This window comes from Paenibacillus xylanilyticus (assembly GCF_013359935.1).
Taxonomy (GTDB): Bacteria; Bacillota; Bacilli; order Paenibacillales; family Paenibacillaceae; genus Paenibacillus; species Paenibacillus xylanilyticus.
In genome coordinates this window covers 1-14,418 of the sequence record NZ_JABMCB010000203.1, presented here as the reverse complement: position 1 = coordinate 14,418, position 14,418 = coordinate 1, and the positions used below count along the sequence as shown (strand labels likewise).

Here is a 14,418-nt window from a genome sequence, read left to right as displayed (position 1 = left end):
TCAATCTTTATGCAATCCGGTAGTACCGGTTGATTGTTTCCTTCGCTTTTTGCACATTAGGTTAATTTTACACATTTACAACGGAGTTCATCCTCCCTATCCCTGTGCTTCCATTCAATCCGTTAACCTGCTTTCTTACCCAACTCTCCTATTGTACCATAATCTTTAGCGAAAATAACCGATTACCTGCAGAGGATTCTTCTCTTTTCCGATTGCAAAAAAAGAGCACCTTTCAGCCATCGTAATGGCATCCAGGTACTCCTCATTCATGTTATTCAGCTCACTTAGAAAATCAATGCATCCAGTGCGTATTGTCCTCCACCTGTCAAAGCCAGAGCTACACCCACCGCCAGGATGGCGAGGTTATACTCAAAACCGTTTTGCGTGGACCAGTATCCGTTCGCACCATGCACTTTTACAATTGCAATTACCATCGTCAGCGCAATCAGAATGCCACCTACTGGAGTCAACAGACCCAGAGCGAGCAGCAAGCCGCCACCGAATTCCGCCAATCCTGCCAGCAGCGCAACCAGTGCGCCAGGTTTCATTCCCATTGACTCAAACCAACCGCCTGTTCCTTTAATTCCGTACCCGCCAAACCATCCAAACAATTTCTGTGCACCATGAGCCATGAACGACAATCCAATCACCAAACGAATCAACAGCAATCCTACATCCAACATATTCTTTTCCCCCATTCAAATAGTTACAAAATAGTATTCTTAGATTAAAGATATTATGCTAAAATTTTTTTTCATGAATGTTGTTGAAACCCCTTCTACTGGTTCAAATTTCATCTCATGAATGTTTTACTGGATTGAAGAACTTCTTAGAACTTCCTTCAGTGCATTTTGTTTTTGCGTAATCTCTTTAACTCTTGAGTTGAGTATAAGTTATTCACTTACTTTTTGTCAACAACTTAATTTTATTTACTTTTTGTTAATTATTCTCTTCTCTTTTTGGTCACAAAAAAAGCCTGGAAGGACGCGTAATTGCGTCCTTTTCAGGCCTCATTACCTTAATTCACTGTATTAGTTGTTCACTTGCCAAATGACACTGTCTTCGTCCTGCCCATTAACGGGCCACCAGTGGAAACCATCCTGCTCCAGCAGCTTGCCTGTCGCTTCCGGACCCCATGTCCCAGCAGGATACGTGTGGAGCTCTCCATGATTCTCAGCCCATGCCGCAGCAATCCGGTCAACAAAAGACCATGCGGTCGCCACTTCATCCCAACGGGTGAAGTATGTGGAATCTCCTTCTGCTGCATCATGCAGCAGACGCTCATACGCTTCAGGCGAGTTGATTCCGATCATGCAGCTCTGGCAGAAGTCCATCGCGAGCGGCTGAATCTCGGAGTCCGAGCCAGGTTTCTTGGCATTGATCTTGATATAGATGCCTTCCATCGGATTCACCCGGATCACAAGCAGATTCGGTTCGAGCTTATATTTTTTCCCCAGATATACGTTGTTTGGCATTGATTTGAATTCAACGACGATCTCGGTCGTTTTCACCGGGAGACGCTTGCCTGTCCGAATGTAGAAAGGTACACCAGCCCAGCGGAAATTATCTACAAATACACGCGCCGCAAAATAGGTCTCCGTATTCGACTCCGGGTCAACTTTGTCTTCCTGACGATAACCCGGAAGCTGTTTCCCACGATATTCCCCTTCCGTATACTGCCCGCGGACAACATTGCTGCTTACTTCTTCATCGGAAGTAAATGGTCGCAAGGAGCGCAGCACCTTGACCTTCTCATCCCGAATGTCCTCCGGGAATAAACGGCTTGGCGGCTCCATGGCAATCATCGTCAGCATCTGAAGCATATGATTTTGTCCCATGTCCCTTAAGGCACCGGAGTGATCATAGTAACCTCCGCGTTCTTCCACGCCCACAGTCTCCCCAAGCGTAATTTGAACATTCGCTATATGTTTGTTATTCCAGAGCGGCTCGAAGAATGCATTACCAAAGCGAATCACTTCGATATTCTGCACCATCTCTTTGCCCAGATAATGGTCAATCCGATAAATTTCCTCTTCACGGAACACTTCACGAATCTGCTCATTCAACTGCTCGGCAGACTGCAGATCATATCCAAATGGTTTCTCAATGACAAGGCGGTTCCAACCACGACTCTCCAGCATCCCACCATCTCGCAGACTATATGAGACACTGCCGAACAGCTCAGGTGCAAGCGCCAGATAGAATAGCCGGTTGCCCGGCGTTTTGAACTTCTCTTCCAGACGTTCTGTCTGGTCCCGCAGTTCTCTGAAACCATCCACATTATTAATATCAAGAGCTTTATACTCAAAATGTTCGACAAAAGCATTCCACTCATCAGATTCCCCCGCCGGATAACGGCAGAACTCCCTGATGGATTCAAGGATGTCTTCCCGGAATTGTTCTGGTGTCCTTGGACTCCTAGCAACACCAATAACCGCAAAGTCTTCGGCTAGTTTGCCTTCGCGGTAGAGACTGTAGATGGCCGGAAACAGCTTCCGGCGGGCCAAATCACCCGTTGCTCCAAAAATGAAAAATACTGCGCCAGGCGTCTGCACTTCATCTTGCATTTGTTTTTCGACCATGGGCTCCTCTTCCTTCCGGAAAGACTCAATTTCTTCGTTCTTCCCGAGCTATGTAATGGTGTTATATATGCACAACATACAACCGACAATTACCAGCAAGTTCCTTCTTGGATGTGATGCCATTTTAGCATATTGCCTGACCGGTTGCACTAATTTTCCTGATAAAGATTCTCAATATGGCTCCAGAATTTCTCAGAAAATTCATCTATAAATATTCATGATCAAGCTTATAAATACACGTTATATAAACTTAATATTCGATAGTGATTACCGGAAATCCTAACGTAATGCGATTGCTTCCTGTGTCATCATCCTGATGCACAGCCATCTGCATGTTCAGAATGTGGGAACCGCTCTGGATGGCAGTAGACAGCTCAGGCACTCGGTAGGATACACTTGCAGTGTTGGCATCCGTGTAGCGCTCTGCGGCATGCATACTCAGCTGGCCGGACAGCTTATCCTCCATCTTCTGCAATTGAATGCTGGCGGTTGCATCACTTGCCCCTTTGCCCTGAACCGCATAATTCCACGTCGCTTCCACTCCGGATTCTGCAAGCGTTTGATTTACTTGCTCATGCAAAGACGTTAGTTGACTTGAATTCGTAAACTTGTCACCCGATAACTGTACAATCACGTAATACCCATTTTCTCCAGTCACAATTGCATTCATCCGTATTCCTGCATGTTGTCCTTCAGCCTGAATTTCACTGCGATATACATCGTGGCCTGTCTGCCGTATCAAAACCGGTTGTGGCAGTCCCAGTTGCCCCGCCAGCAGCTCTGCCTGTTCTTGTGCATTTCCTATCCCCTGTCCCTGCCATTTGATAATCATGCGCTCTATCTGATCCATCGCCGCGTTTGAAGTCTTCATCAGTTGTTCCAACTTCGTACCTTCCGATTCGCTCTTCTCTCCATTCCCTGCATACACCTTAGTCATGCCTATAACAATAATAAGTGCCATTGCCACTAGACCTGCAGTCATCCATCGATTTAACATGTAGATCCCCCGCTCTCACTTGTATTCTATGAATCTATCAACAGCATGCCCCCATTTCTCATTTGCTAAACTTCGATAGACATATCAAAAAAGGTCCCCTCCACCATCTTCATGGGGAGGGGACCTTTCCGTCTTACCGATCTCTGTACCAGATCTATAATCTCCGAACTCTTTAAGTACGGTTCTTTTGCTTAGTTAGTCGTTCAAATCACTGTTTTTCTTACTCTGCAAGCCCATTTTTATAGGCATAAATAGCTGCCTGTGTACGGTCATCCACACCAAGTTTGGCCAGGATATTCGTGACATGAAATTTGACTGTCTTGATCCCAATAATCAGATCATCGGCAATATCCTGATTGGATTTGCCTTTTGCCAGTAATCGGAGCACATCCATCTCCCGGTCAGTAAGCTCTTCATGTGCTGGTGCTGCCGCCTGTGGCTGCCGGAAACGATTCATCATTTTGGAAGCAACCTGTGACTCCAGAACGGATTGTCCACGTGCTGCAGCACGAATGGCATCTGCCACCTCATTGGCTCTTGATGTTTTCAACAAATAACTGAAGGCACCTGCCTCAATAACAGGGTACATCTTTTCATCGTCCAGGTAACTGGTCAGTACAATGACTTTGCATTCCGGATACATTTTGAGCAGCTGCCGGGTAGCTTCAATCCCGTCCATGCCTTCCATAACGAGGTCCATTAGCACGACATCCGGTTTATATTCCTGAGCCAGTCGAATGCCTTCCTCTCCACTGCCTGCTTCACCCACAACTTCAATACCGTCCTCGGTATCGAGCACAGCCGCAAGGCCGATCCGTACCATTTCATGATCATCCACGAGCAACACTTTGATCGACGTTTCCGTCTCCGTTTCTACTTGGGGTTCCATTGACATGTTCTTCCTCACTTTCATCGCTCATCAAAGGTATCGTTATCTCAATCCGTGTTCCCTTACCCGGTGCAGTTACGAATTGAATGGCTCCACCAATTTCCGTAACCCGTTCACGCATGTTCGCCAGACCGTAGGAAGCCTGCTTTTGGTCATCCAGATCGAAGCCTTGACCATCATCGCGAATCAACACGCGAATCGCATCGTTTCGGCGCTGCAGCCGAATCTCCATTTTTTCTGCCTTGGCATGGCGCAATGTGTTGGACATCGCCTCCTGAATAATACGGAACAGATGATTCTCAATTCCTTTGACCAAATGAATATCTTCATCCATTTCGAGCACAATGTCCATGGGTACTTTTGTTTTCAGTTCCATGACAAGATCCTTCAAACCTTGTTCCAGATGTTTGCCTTCCAGATATACCGGCCGCAAATGCAGCAGCAGCGCTCGCATCTCGGATTGGGCTACCGAAGCCATCTCCTCAATCAAAGCCACCTGCCGCTGGGCACGTGCAAAGTCCTTTTCCATTTTCCGTCCAACCGCTGTGGCTGTCATGGAAATTGCGAATAGTTGCTGAGAGACGGCATCATGCAGCTCTCGTGCCAAACGCTGACGCTCTTCCACAATCGCTGTTATTCGAGCCTGTTCCGCAAGCTGAGCATTATTGGTCGATAGTCTCTGCAGCGAGGTAACCTGATCTTCCCACTTCTTGCCGATGCGTCCAAGCTGTTCACTTAAACGGCCTACATCATCGATCCCCAGATCAGGCACGGTGCGTGATAGAGATCCCTTTTCCCATTGCAGAAGGGTTTCCCGCAGCAATTCAAGCCTGCGTTTGACCCGATAGCTCTGATAGAAACCAAAAACGGCTCCAATACCAACCAATAATAATAACAGTGCGAGACCTGACTGAATCAGATGCCTCCATCCTGCAAACGGAGCAAGATAACCATATGTATACAATACATACAAAATAACGGCGAGCACAATGAAAACAAGGAGGATCCCTTCACCCATACTTCGGGTTACCATGTCGGTATGTCGTTTTGTCTTCAACGGGGTCTCCTCCTTTTCTTCACTTATTAACTTATTACGGATTACTGATACTTAGGTCGCCAACAATATAAGAAATAACAAATTTTACTTTATGTTCACTGGTTTCATAACCAGGTGTTCTCCATATTAACTTGTTCATCATGCCGCTGTCTTTTTCACCATTCAGATTAATTCGTCCAAACAGGACAGAAGCCTCAATTTCTACACCGTAATCTTCCGGCAGTGTCAAACGAACATTCCCCATAACGCCTTGCAACAGCACGATTGTCTGTTTTTCTTCCGGAATGGAGAGAGACAGATCTGCATTGATCTCACCAAGGGCGTGCCAGAGGCTCATGCTGCGTAACGTCCAAGGTCCCTGATCCCAGTAGTAGCGGGCCATAAAATTCTGTTTGCGCATGACATCGCCATGCAGATGAATCTTTTTGTTTTTGGAATAAAAGTATGCCAGTGAGGCCAGTACAATTAAAAATACAATCATCAGGTTGCCAAGCAGCAGAAGACATCCGCCAATCGCCAAGTAACGGTACCCCTTGTGAGTGTCTCCCTTACGGATTTGGACCATTCCAATCGTTAACAGAATTAGTGCGGCAGCCGTCAGCAAGTTAATATGCTGATTCAGCAACATGACTACACCGATGATAATGATCGCAAATGCAAGCCATTGTTCTTTTTTGTTCATCTCTGCCGCACCTCCTCTGTAAGTTGAATTTCCCTATTCGTTGGAAAAGCCATACCAGGCAATGATGACCTGTATGGCTTAACCTTTGTTCCACAAACCGTTCTTTATTCACGATTTATAGAATATCATATTGTCTGCTGAGCGAACAGTTATTCTTTTGCAGTACCGCCCGTTTCATTTTTCGAACCGCTGCCCATTTTGTTTTTCAGGGCTTGAAGTTGTTGATCCACTTTGTACTGCTTCTCTGCATCCACAGGGTTCGTGTATGAAGATTGTGTGTTGCGGTATGGTGCACGGATTACGTCTGCTTCAGCTTCCATTTGCATGATTTTCTCTTCCATGCGGTGGAATCCAAGGGATGCGCCGCCGCTTTCAATCGTATGCAAGCTGTTGATTTGGGACATTTGCTTTTTGGCTTTCGCCATTTGTGCACGAGATACGAGCTCATTGCGTTTGTTACGCATTTTGTAGAACTCATCTTTCATGTCATGGAGCTGTTGCAGCAGATCTTTGGCTTGTGCTTCAGACTGAGCGTGCAGTTCGCTGTACTCTGTAATTTTTTGATCAAAGTAGATTTTCTCTTCCAGCAGTTTGCGTGCCACTTCTTCCTGACCGTTAGCCAGAGCAGCTTCAGCTTGGGACTCACGTTGTACAGATGTACGCTCCGCTTCGTCCAAACGTTGCTTCATGCGACGCTCGTTTGCCATTTGTTTCGCTACCGTTACTTCAGCCTCGTGAATCTCGGCCTCCATGTCACGCAAATACTGGTTCAACATTACAATCGGGTCTTCCACTTTATCCAACATATCGTTTACCGACGCTTTAGTCATATCTTTAATCCGTTTAAATACTCCCATTTTACTTTTCTCCCTTCTCGTAACGAGATAATTTTTGGCGAAGCTCTTCAACTTCTTTTTTCAGTGCTTTTTTCTCAATATCTTTCATCATGGAATCCAGTTCACTTTCTTGCTGTGCACCTGCTCCATAGGTGTTATTGTCATAAGGACGTGGGCCCGAATGCGGTCTGTTATTGTATCCTGGGCCGGGACCGAAGCTTCCATGTCCTTGATTGTTGTTGCGGAATGGGCCTCTTTGCGGCTCATGATCATAACTATTGTATCCTCTGCCAGGACCAGGGCCGGGGCCAGGACCATAACCGTATGGATCATATGGTGGAAGCGGTTCTTTCGGTACCACTAGTGCTGCGATGAAATAGATCAACAACGCTGTGCCGCCTGTTACAAAGATACTGATGACGAAGATGATCCGCAGCAGCGTGGAATCCATTCCAATGGATTCTGAGATCCCACCGATCAAACCTGTTAACATCCGGTCACGCGTTGAGCGGTATAATTTGCTCATGTGCTTGCTCCTTTCGTTTACTTATATCCTGTTGCGGAATTATATCCGTATGGATCAGCAGGATAGGATTCCTTCGGCACTACCAATGCAGCGATGAAGTAGATCAGCAATGATGTACCTCCCGTAGCGAAAATGCTGATGAAGAAGATAAGACGCAGCAGCGTGGAACTTAGTCCGAGATTTTCAGAGATGCCGCCGATCAAACCTGTCAGCCTTCGGTTACGCGTTGAGCGGTATAATCTATTCATGTGACTACTCCTTTCTTTCATTGGTTAGCTTCTGCTTCAACCGTTCCAATTCCTTATCCAGCGCAGAGGATGACATGCTGCCAGACGCTCCTGAACCATCTTGACTCATCCGCCGGATTTCCCGGAGACTTTGTGCCTCATATTCGAGATCAGAGACTTGGTCATCCAGTCGGTTAAACATACGGGGTACGTTTTGACCGTTATAGTGCCCTCTCTGGTTCATTCGCTGCTGCAACTGAATGGTTTGCATACGAGCGTAGTAGTATTGACGTTTGCTGTACACATTTTGATACTCCACTTTCAGCTGGTCAATCTGTTCATCGAGTTCCTGCAATGCTGCATTGCTTTGTGCATACAGTTCATTGTATTGTTCCATTTTTTCCTCGTGGAGAATCTTCTCCTGCAGGGCCAGTTTGGCTAAGTGCTCTTCTCCTGCTTTGAGAGCCATGGAAGCCTGCTCTTCACGTTTGTGTACCATACCTGCTGCCTGGTCGGCTTGTTGTTTCATTTGTCTGGTATGGCTAGCATATTGATGACGAAGCTTCTCGGCTTCACCAATGTCTTGGCGGGTCGAGACCAGAAACTGATCAATCAGTTTGACTGGATCCTGACTTTGCTCCAAATGTTCGTTTAAAGTAGCTACGGTAATATCCCGCATTCGACGAAATACACTCATTATGTTCTGTCCTCCTTTTCAAGATCGTGAAAACTTAGTAACGGCCACGACGACTGCGGTTGTTGCTGAGCATCGATACACCGAAGATGATTAATCCGATGGCGATGATTGGTCCAATCAACCAAGCCAGTTTACCCATCAGTGAAATGATACCGATGATCAGGACGATCCATCCCAACATCACATTTCCTCGTTTAACTCCGTAATATCCAAGTGCAATCATCAGAATCGGAATCAGATACCCCATTAGGTGTCCAAGAAGCGGAGTTAACTTTCCGAAAAGGATGAGAGCTCCCAGCACGATTAGTACAATCGCCCAGCCATTTCCCTTATTCCATCTCATAATTTTTTCACCGCCCTTTCGGTTTGTATTTTGAATTGTTTGTTTGCTCGTTTGTGTTTGTTGTTTCTTGTTTAACCTTATGTCCTTATTCTAGGGGAAACGGAGACTTTTCAAAACAGACCGCGGACGGTTTTTCATCCTAGACTCAGGTCGGGGATGGGGTTGGACCTCCGTCTGTCCTTGCATCAGACCTCTGTACTCATACACCTCAGCATGAACTACGGTTAACTCTTAATACCCTTATCCGAGTCAGTGTGACCTTATATGATAAAATCCGTCCTCACCTCTTACTTACGTATGCAACAGGTAATCCGTTTCTCCAGATCGACTCTCTGTTTAGCGAAAGGGAAATCTAAAATTCCAACTTAAATTACTTATTTATCCATATAAACAAATTTATGTTGTTTAAATTGTAAGCGTTTACTAGAATAGAAACAGGTACTATCCTAATTCAAAAGTCAGGAGTGGGGCTGTGCGACCCGTCAGTTATCTTCATAAAATAATCGTGTTTGGCACGCTGCTCAGCACCTTGCCTATTTTGTTGACCGGAATAGCGGCATTCACTTATTCAGTGAATCAAACGGAGCTGCACCGGATTCAGACCAATAAGCAACTTCTTTTACAGATGCAGTCCAATGTCGAACACAAGCTTGCCACCGTCAGTTATATGTTGGATCAGGCGACACGCTCTCCCTTTATGCTTCAGTCCCTGTCCGCTCCGCTTCCGAATATGAATTTAACAACAGCGAACCAGCTGCAATCCGAATTTCAACATATGCGATCATGGGAGCCCTTAATGGATATTACTCTGGTGAATCAAACGCAGGATTGGCTGATCGATCATGCCGGACTGTATCTGAACGCGGATTTCCCTCTCGCTCTTCCCATGCAGGATTTGTTGTCCAAGACGCTGACCTCTGGTTGGCAGCTAGCTCCTTCCTCCGTATTTAATCATAATGAACGGTCATCCGATTCCGGTTGTATCTATCATATTGCGCTCGCGAGATCTATTCCACATTTGAATGCATCTTCTGGTTCTGCCTTAATTGCCGGAATCCCTGCGTGCTCTATGCAAAACCCTGTCATACCTGATGACAGGGACCTATCGGCTTCAGAATTGATTATTATTAATCGGGAACAGCGCATTCTCGTTCATCCCAATCCCATTTATATTGGTCAACCTTTATCGGCAGTGAACTTTGAGGATAGCGAATCCAACATGGAATTGAGCGAGCTGCTGTCTCCAACCCGTTTTCCTGCTTCGTCGGGATATCGGGAAGTGCGTATCTCCGATGCACACTATTCCTTGAATTACACTCAGTCACCATTAAAGGGATGGACCTATATTTTGATCACACCCATGAATGTCCTAACCCAGCAATCTGTAGAGACTGCCCTTTACACAATGTGTATCAGCATCGTACTTCTGTTACTTTCCTTGCTCTTCTCGTGGGTTGGTTCAAGACGATTGCATATCCCTGTTCGTGAACTGTTAAAGCAGCTTGGGATTGGAGACAGAGCGCTGTTAAACCAGCATCTGCAAGAATCCTTTGCACCGCATCAAGATGAATTCGAGCAAATTAAAGCACACATTACTCAGCTTTCTGCTTCTCGATCCCAGATGGAACATAAATTGAATCAATATGTGTTGCAGTTACGCAACCAGCTGATGATGAATATGTATCTAGGCAGATGCTCACCAGCCACACTATATAAAAGCATCAGTGAACAAGGCTATAACAACCAGCTTATTCGGTGGCAACAAATGGCCGTATTAACCGTACAGGCAGATCTGGTGAATCAAACGAAGTATGGTCCGCAGGATCTCGATCTTTTGCTGTTTGCGATTCAAAACATAATGGAAGAATCCATTGATGAGGAACATCAATTTTCCCCAACTGTTATGGAACAGACCATAGTGACAGTAATAGGTAGTGTTGAATTGGACAATCACTTGTTTTCGCGAGAACTTTATAAAATAACAACGCAATTACAACATCAAATTGGTGAGATATTGAATCTTCAGGTAAGTTTCGGATTTAGTCAACCGGTCACATCAATTTTAGAGGTACATCAGGCGTATGTTGAAGCCATGGGAGCATTACAACAGCGAATGAAGCTGGGGAGTGGGGTTATCGTTCAATATGAAGCGGAAGCTATTTATCCTTCCCAATGGACGCTCCCTTACCCTGAGTCACTGGAATATAATCTGATCCATGCCATTCAATCAGCAGATGAGGCTGAAGCCTCCGTTCTTTTACAACAATTGCTCCAGAGTATATTTCGTATGGATTGGACTGCGGAAGAGTATCAGGTTGCTCTAACTCGATTACTGATGCAGGTTTTACAGATGATGCACGACTCTGGTATTCGACTCGCACAGATTTCTCCAGGACACAGTTCGATTTTCAAGGAATTGCTTGCTCTACAATATGCTGCTGAAGTTGAACAATGGTTCATTTCTCGTATCATGGGACCGGTTATTGAGATTTTTAGAGAGCGGCAATATGCACAACATCAACAGATCTCGGAAAAAATGATTGCGATTGTCCAGCAAGAATACGATACTGACCTGACACTGGAGGAGTGTGCGATGAGGCTCCATTATAATGCTAGCTATTTGAGTTCAGTTTTCCGAAAAGAAACAGGCTGTGCATTCAGCGAGTATCTCGCACAATATCGGTTCAAGATGGCAAGAAAGTGGTTGGATGAAACTGAGTTAACGGTCAAAGATATTGCTGCACGGCTTCGTTACAACAACCCACAGAACTTTATCCGTTCGTTTCGAAAATGGGAAGGAATTACTCCCGGCCAATACCGGGAACGTAGGCAGAAGGCTTTCTCCTCTACAACGAAATAAAGGCTGTTATTGTAGGCAAGCCAAAAGGGAGCAGATGGTCTGCTCCCTTTTTATTGAGAAAAGATTGTTTATTTAGATCCTTTGGTACGAACAACCTTCATGTGCTGCTGGTCCAGTTGAATCAGAATTTTTCCAAACCGACCTCCGCGTAAAAAGGTAACCACACCCTCTGGGTAGGCATCTCTGATATATTGCTCAGCTCTGTATAGTGAATCTTCGTCCGTAGGTAAACCGTAGGTGTTAAGCCACTCCGGCAAAAGATTAACAACTTCCTGAACAGGCATCTCAATAGGATTGACTTCGTTCGTAATCAGGGTCGTATACGCGTAACCTTTCAGGAACAGCAACTGTTGTATGTATCCCATATCCCCAGCCCGGTAGGGTGAATTGACCCCGAGTACCTCTTTTAGTTCATCCATTAACGTATGTACTTTTGGTCCAGCCATAGTACTGATATATACATATTTTCGTGCGCACTGGATCGCCTGTTCAATCGTTTCCCAATCAGACATCGCTGGGCACATGGATGCAAAGGCAACATCATATTCCTTTTCCCAGCCCTTCTCCTGAATTGATATGTCTTCAAAACGCTCCGAAACAATCTCAATATTGGACACCAAGGAATGTGGAATTGTCTCTTTCATCAAAGATACAAGCAGTTCAGAGGGTTCGACTGCAGTGACCTTTGCTCCCTTCTCGGCGAAGGGAATCGTAAAGATACCTGAAGCTGCTCCAATGTCCAATATGGATAAACCACTAAAATCTACACCTTGGTTCTCAATCCAGTTCATGATACGCTCAGAACGCTGTTTCCCTTCTTCTGTGAAGGATTGGCGGTGATAATCTCTAGCCCAGCCTTCAAACGCTACTTCGGTGTCAAACGGGGCACTTTTTTTCTTGTATTTTGGGTTTCTCGGCCGCTGCTTCCATGCCTCTTCCCATACGGACAAATTAAATAATATTTCCGAATACGCAGCGACATTACTTTCCTCAAGAACTTTTTCTCCAGCCATTACACTTCACTCCGTTCTATAAATAGGAATCGAAATTCACAAGAATTAAAGCCTTTTAAAATCTACAGAGGTATAAAGTGTTATTAAGGTATAGTCATTATTATTATAGACTTTATATATCTACAATATATCCAATAAGTTCATACGTCAACATCAAATATCAGCCTGCTCTTAAGCTCCGCGAAAACAATGCTTATCTTCTAATAAAAATAACCCTGTGAATTGTCTAAGCAATTCACAGGGTTATACGTTATACCGGCGAGAGGACTCGAACCTCCACGGTTTCCCACTCGATTTTGAGTCGAGCGCGTCTGCCATTCCGCCACGCCGGCATATCATGTTGCAGTATATTTATTAAGAATATACTGGAGGCGCCACCCAGATTCGAACTGGGGATAAAGCTTTTGCAGAGCTGTGCCTTACCACTTGGCTATGGCGCCATATTTTGGAGCGGACGACGGGAATCGAACCCGCGACCCTCGCCTTGGCAAGGCGATGCTCTACCGCTGAGCCACGTCCGCAAAATGGCTGGGGATATAGGATTTGAACCTATGCATGACGGAGTCAAAGTCCGTTGCCTTACCGCTTGGCTAATCCCCAATAAAAACAAAGGGGCGATCGAGGGGAATTGAACCCCCGAATGCCGGATCCACAAACCGGTGCGTTAACCACTTCGCCACGATCGCCATATGCATTATTTACTTAAAAAGTTAATTGGCAGGGGCAGCAGGAATTGAACCCACACCAACGGTTTTGGAGACCGTTGTTCTACCTTTAAACTATGCCCCTAAAAACTGGTGGAGGATGATGGATTCGAACCACCGAACCCGTACGGGAGCAGATTTACAGTCTGATGCGTTTGGCCACTTCGCTAATCCTCCATAGTGGTGCCGGCGAGAGGACTTGAACCCCCAACCTACTGATTACAAGTCAGTTGCTCTACCAGTTGAGCTACACCGGCGTATTAAGTTGTGATGATAATGGTGGCTCGGGACGGAATCGAACCGCCGACACGAGGATTTTCAGTCCTCTGCTCTACCGACTGAGCTACCGAGCCATAATAAAGTCTAATCATGAACGTTACACTTTATCCAGGGCGTCGGTGCCATATAGCAGACTTAGTGAACATATTCCTCATGCAGAGTAAAAATGGCGGAACCGACGGGATTCGAACCCGCGATCTCCTGCGTGACAGGCAGGCATGTTAGGCCAACTACACCACGGTTCCAAATCACTTTCTTAATGAAAGTTTAATTGCGGGGGCAGGATTTGAACCTGCGGCCTTCGGGTTATGAGCCCGACGAGCTACCGGGCTGCTCCACCCCGCGTCGTTATAAAAGTTATATGGTGGAGGCTGAGGGGCTCGAACCCCCGACCCTCTGCTTGTAAGGCAGATGCTCTCCCAGCTGAGCTAAGCCTCCGAACAACACATTTATGATCTTAACATAAAACTCTTATTAAAATCAACCTCTTTTTTAAGGTTAAAATTATGACCCGTAGGGGATTCGAACCCCTGTTACCTCCGTGAAAGGGAGGTGTCTTAACCCCTTGACCAACGGGCCTTACTATGGCGGAGAGAGAGGGATTCGAACCCTCGAGACGCTTGTGGCGCCTACACGATTTCCAATCGTGCTCCTTCGGCCAACTCGGACACCTCTCCATATGGCTCCCCGAACAGGACTCGAACCTGTGACAACTCGATTAACAGT

General features: G+C 45.8%; 13 protein-coding genes and 14 tRNA genes. 1 reads left to right on the top strand and 26 read right to left on the bottom strand.

The window, feature by feature from the left end; genetic code table 11:
- Nucleotides 1–284 precede the first annotated feature (284 nt).
- From HP552_RS30815 to HP552_RS30765, 11 genes are all read right to left on the bottom strand, one after another.
- On the bottom strand, nucleotides 285–683 hold the full coding sequence (locus tag HP552_RS30815) for a DoxX family protein (RefSeq protein WP_175399184.1): 399 nt from the start codon (nucleotides 681–683) through the stop codon (nucleotides 285–287).
- Nucleotides 684–1,031: 348 nt separating this feature from the next.
- Nucleotides 1,032–2,582: a glucose-6-phosphate dehydrogenase gene (gene zwf, locus HP552_RS30810; RefSeq protein ID WP_175399183.1), complete on the bottom strand. Its 1,551-nt coding sequence runs from the start codon at nucleotides 2,580–2,582 to the stop codon at nucleotides 1,032–1,034.
- Between the two features lie 250 nt (nucleotides 2,583–2,832).
- Nucleotides 2,833–3,579, bottom strand: coding sequence for a YwmB family TATA-box binding protein (locus HP552_RS30805; protein ID WP_175399182.1), 747 nt, complete (start codon nucleotides 3,577–3,579; stop codon nucleotides 2,833–2,835).
- 220 nt (nucleotides 3,580–3,799) lie between these two features.
- Nucleotides 3,800–4,468: a response regulator transcription factor gene (locus HP552_RS30800; protein ID WP_175399181.1), complete on the bottom strand. Its 669-nt coding sequence runs from the start codon at nucleotides 4,466–4,468 to the stop codon at nucleotides 3,800–3,802.
- Nucleotides 4,410–5,525, bottom strand: a complete 1,116-nt coding sequence (locus tag HP552_RS30795; RefSeq protein WP_175399180.1) for a sensor histidine kinase — start codon at nucleotides 5,523–5,525, stop codon at nucleotides 4,410–4,412. Before HP552_RS30795 ends, HP552_RS30800 begins: the two co-directional genes overlap by 59 nt.
- Before the next feature lie 34 nt (nucleotides 5,526–5,559).
- Complete coding sequence (gene liaF, locus HP552_RS30790; RefSeq protein WP_175399179.1) at nucleotides 5,560–6,207, bottom strand: cell wall-active antibiotics response protein LiaF; 648 nt, start codon at nucleotides 6,205–6,207, stop codon at nucleotides 5,560–5,562.
- Nucleotides 6,208–6,356: 149 nt separating this feature from the next.
- Nucleotides 6,357–7,064: a PspA/IM30 family protein gene (locus tag HP552_RS30785; protein ID WP_175399178.1), complete on the bottom strand. Its 708-nt coding sequence runs from the start codon at nucleotides 7,062–7,064 to the stop codon at nucleotides 6,357–6,359.
- A 1-nt stretch (nucleotide 7,065) separates the two neighbouring features.
- Nucleotides 7,066–7,569: a PspC domain-containing protein gene (locus tag HP552_RS30780; protein ID WP_175399177.1), complete on the bottom strand. Its 504-nt coding sequence runs from the start codon at nucleotides 7,567–7,569 to the stop codon at nucleotides 7,066–7,068.
- A 17-nt stretch (nucleotides 7,570–7,586) separates the two neighbouring features.
- A complete protein-coding gene (locus tag HP552_RS30775; protein ID WP_175399176.1) occupies nucleotides 7,587–7,817 on the bottom strand; it encodes a PspC domain-containing protein in 231 nt (76 codons plus the stop codon).
- Nucleotides 7,818–7,821: 4 nt separating this feature from the next.
- Nucleotides 7,822–8,493 (bottom strand): PspA/IM30 family protein, encoded by a 672-nt coding sequence (locus HP552_RS30770; protein ID WP_175399175.1) that lies wholly within the window; start codon nucleotides 8,491–8,493, stop codon nucleotides 7,822–7,824.
- A gap of 34 nt (nucleotides 8,494–8,527) precedes the next feature.
- Entirely contained in the window at nucleotides 8,528–8,836 is a 309-nt protein-coding gene (locus tag HP552_RS30765; protein WP_175399174.1) for a LiaF transmembrane domain-containing protein, read from the bottom strand.
- 472 nt (nucleotides 8,837–9,308) lie between these two features.
- Here HP552_RS30765 and HP552_RS35675 point away from each other — a divergent pair, with 472 nt between their 5' ends.
- Nucleotides 9,309–11,696 (top strand): helix-turn-helix domain-containing protein, encoded by a 2,388-nt coding sequence (locus tag HP552_RS35675; RefSeq protein ID WP_175399173.1) that lies wholly within the window; start codon nucleotides 9,309–9,311, stop codon nucleotides 11,694–11,696.
- 68 nt (nucleotides 11,697–11,764) lie between these two features.
- On the opposite strand, the gene HP552_RS30755 is transcribed toward HP552_RS35675, so the two are convergent.
- From HP552_RS30755 to HP552_RS30685, 15 genes are all read right to left on the bottom strand, one after another.
- Nucleotides 11,765–12,709, bottom strand: coding sequence for a class I SAM-dependent methyltransferase (locus HP552_RS30755; protein ID WP_175399172.1), 945 nt, complete (start codon nucleotides 12,707–12,709; stop codon nucleotides 11,765–11,767).
- A 253-nt stretch (nucleotides 12,710–12,962) separates the two neighbouring features.
- A tRNA-Leu gene (locus HP552_RS30750) sits at nucleotides 12,963–13,041 on the bottom strand.
- Nucleotides 13,042–13,075: 34 nt separating this feature from the next.
- Nucleotides 13,076–13,149, bottom strand: a tRNA-Cys gene (locus HP552_RS30745).
- Between the two features lie 6 nt (nucleotides 13,150–13,155).
- A tRNA-Gly gene (locus HP552_RS30740) sits at nucleotides 13,156–13,230 on the bottom strand.
- 4 nt (nucleotides 13,231–13,234) lie between these two features.
- Nucleotides 13,235–13,309, bottom strand: a tRNA-Gln gene (locus HP552_RS30735).
- Nucleotides 13,310–13,322: 13 nt separating this feature from the next.
- A tRNA-His gene (locus HP552_RS30730) sits at nucleotides 13,323–13,395 on the bottom strand.
- Nucleotides 13,396–13,424: 29 nt separating this feature from the next.
- Nucleotides 13,425–13,498, bottom strand: a tRNA-Trp gene (locus HP552_RS30725).
- A gap of 6 nt (nucleotides 13,499–13,504) precedes the next feature.
- A tRNA-Tyr gene (locus HP552_RS30720) sits at nucleotides 13,505–13,590 on the bottom strand.
- A gap of 4 nt (nucleotides 13,591–13,594) precedes the next feature.
- A tRNA-Thr gene (locus tag HP552_RS30715) sits at nucleotides 13,595–13,670 on the bottom strand.
- A gap of 20 nt (nucleotides 13,671–13,690) precedes the next feature.
- A tRNA-Phe gene (locus HP552_RS30710) sits at nucleotides 13,691–13,766 on the bottom strand.
- Between the two features lie 93 nt (nucleotides 13,767–13,859).
- Nucleotides 13,860–13,937: transfer RNA gene (locus tag HP552_RS30705), tRNA-Asp, on the bottom strand.
- Nucleotides 13,938–13,963: 26 nt separating this feature from the next.
- A tRNA-Met gene (locus HP552_RS30700) sits at nucleotides 13,964–14,037 on the bottom strand.
- Between the two features lie 17 nt (nucleotides 14,038–14,054).
- Nucleotides 14,055–14,130, bottom strand: a tRNA-Val gene (locus HP552_RS30695).
- A 69-nt stretch (nucleotides 14,131–14,199) separates the two neighbouring features.
- Nucleotides 14,200–14,271, bottom strand: a tRNA-Glu gene (locus tag HP552_RS30690).
- Between the two features lie 6 nt (nucleotides 14,272–14,277).
- Nucleotides 14,278–14,369, bottom strand: a tRNA-Ser gene (locus HP552_RS30685).
- Nucleotides 14,370–14,418: the final 49 nt, after the last annotated feature.

What these genes read in the sequence shown, in the direction of transcription:
- HP552_RS30815 (WP_175399184.1), bottom strand. Translation starts at nt 683, where the DNA reads ATGTTGGATGTAGGATTGCTGTTGATTCGTTTGGTGATTGGATTGTCG.
- zwf (WP_175399183.1), bottom strand. Translation starts at nt 2,582, where the DNA reads ATGGTCGAAAAACAAATGCAAGATGAAGTGCAGACGCCTGGCGCAGTA.
- HP552_RS30805 (WP_175399182.1), bottom strand. Translation starts at nt 3,579, where the DNA reads ATGTTAAATCGATGGATGACTGCAGGTCTAGTGGCAATGGCACTTATT.
- HP552_RS30800 (WP_175399181.1), bottom strand. Translation starts at nt 4,468, where the DNA reads ATGGAACCCCAAGTAGAAACGGAGACGGAAACGTCGATCAAAGTGTTG.
- liaF (WP_175399179.1), bottom strand. Translation starts at nt 6,207, where the DNA reads ATGAACAAAAAAGAACAATGGCTTGCATTTGCGATCATTATCATCGGT.
- HP552_RS30785 (WP_175399178.1), bottom strand. Translation starts at nt 7,064, where the DNA reads ATGGGAGTATTTAAACGGATTAAAGATATGACTAAAGCGTCGGTAAAC.
- HP552_RS30780 (WP_175399177.1), bottom strand. Translation starts at nt 7,569, where the DNA reads ATGAGCAAATTATACCGCTCAACGCGTGACCGGATGTTAACAGGTTTG.
- HP552_RS30775 (WP_175399176.1), bottom strand. Translation starts at nt 7,817, where the DNA reads ATGAATAGATTATACCGCTCAACGCGTAACCGAAGGCTGACAGGTTTG.
- HP552_RS30770 (WP_175399175.1), bottom strand. Translation starts at nt 8,493, where the DNA reads ATGAGTGTATTTCGTCGAATGCGGGATATTACCGTAGCTACTTTAAAC.
- HP552_RS30765 (WP_175399174.1), bottom strand. Translation starts at nt 8,836, where the DNA reads ATGAGATGGAATAAGGGAAATGGCTGGGCGATTGTACTAATCGTGCTG.
- HP552_RS30755 (WP_175399172.1), bottom strand. Translation starts at nt 12,709, where the DNA reads ATGGCTGGAGAAAAAGTTCTTGAGGAAAGTAATGTCGCTGCGTATTCG.